Origin of the sequence: Pseudomonas sp. NPDC088444, from assembly GCF_044900175.1 — a bacterium.
Lineage (GTDB): Bacteria > Pseudomonadota > Gammaproteobacteria > Pseudomonadales > Pseudomonadaceae > Aquipseudomonas.
Window position 1 is genome coordinate 1 of the sequence record NZ_JBJDNK010000034.1, and the last position, 1,148, is coordinate 1,148.

1 protein-coding gene is annotated in these 1,148 nt (G+C 64.9%); it reads left to right on the top strand.

Annotation, left to right across the window (positions count from 1 at the left end):
* Window positions 1–1,148 (top strand): type VI secretion system Vgr family protein (locus ACI2KB_RS29190; RefSeq protein WP_404640540.1); only part of this gene is annotated, 1,148 nt, incomplete at both ends.

Below are 1,148 nucleotides of genomic sequence, written 5' to 3' on the forward strand. Positions count from 1 at the left end.
TGGAACCTGCAAGCCCGCCACGAAGTGGTCGAGAAGAACATCCATTTCCGTGCCTACGACCCACGCAACGCCCGCGTCGGACTCGACGACAACGTCGACCAGACCCGCGGCGCGCGCACCACCTACGGCGAGGCCTATCACTACGCCGAGCCCTACACCGAACTCGGCGACAAACTGGATCAGGACGAAGACCTGCAAAGCGAAAGCGGCTTCTTCTACGCCCGCCTGCGCCACGAACGCTACCTCAACGCCCAGACCGGCCTGAGCGGCACCAGCAACTGCGCCACCCTTCATCTGGCGCAAGTGCTGGACATCACCGGCGGCGCACCGCAGGCCTTCAAACCGGGCGCGGTCATCACCGGCCTGACCTTGCACGCCGCCCGCGATTCAAGCCTGCAAACCACCTTCGACGCCATGCCCTACGCCGAGCGCGTCTGCTTCCGACCGCCGTTGCAGCCCAAACCGCGCATCGCCGGAACACTGCCTGCCCGCGTCACCAGCAACCGCGCCAACGACCCCTACAGCCACATCGACAGGGAAGGCCGCTACAAGGTCAACTTCCTGTTCGACCGCGACGACTGGAAACAGGGCGAAGAAAGCCTCTGGCTGCGCCTGGCCCGACCTTACGCGGGCGACACCCACGGCCTGCACCTGCCGCTGATCTGCGGCACCGAAGTGGCCATCGCCTTCGAACAAGGCGACCCCGACCGCCCCTACATCGCCCACGCCCTGCACGACGACCAACACCCCGACCACGTGACCCTGGCGCGGCTCGACTACAGACGCAACGTGCTACGCACCCCGGCCAATAACAAACTGCGCATGGAGGATGAGCGCGGACAGGAGCATGTGAAGCTCAGCACCGAGCACAGCGGGAAAAGCCAGTTGAACCTGGGGCATCTGGTGGATGCGCAGAAGAAAAAGCGCGGGGAAGGGTTTGAGCTGAGGACCGATGGCTGGGGGGCGATTCGGGGTGGGAAGGGGTTGTTTATTACCGCCGACCGCCAGCCGAAAGCGCAGGGTGATGTGCTCAGCATGAACGCCGCGCTGGCGCAGTTGGAAGATGCACTGCAACTGGTGCAGGCATTGGCGCAAAGTGCTGCGGTGTCGGGGGCCTTGCCCGCCGATGCGGCTGAGCAAAAGCGCCT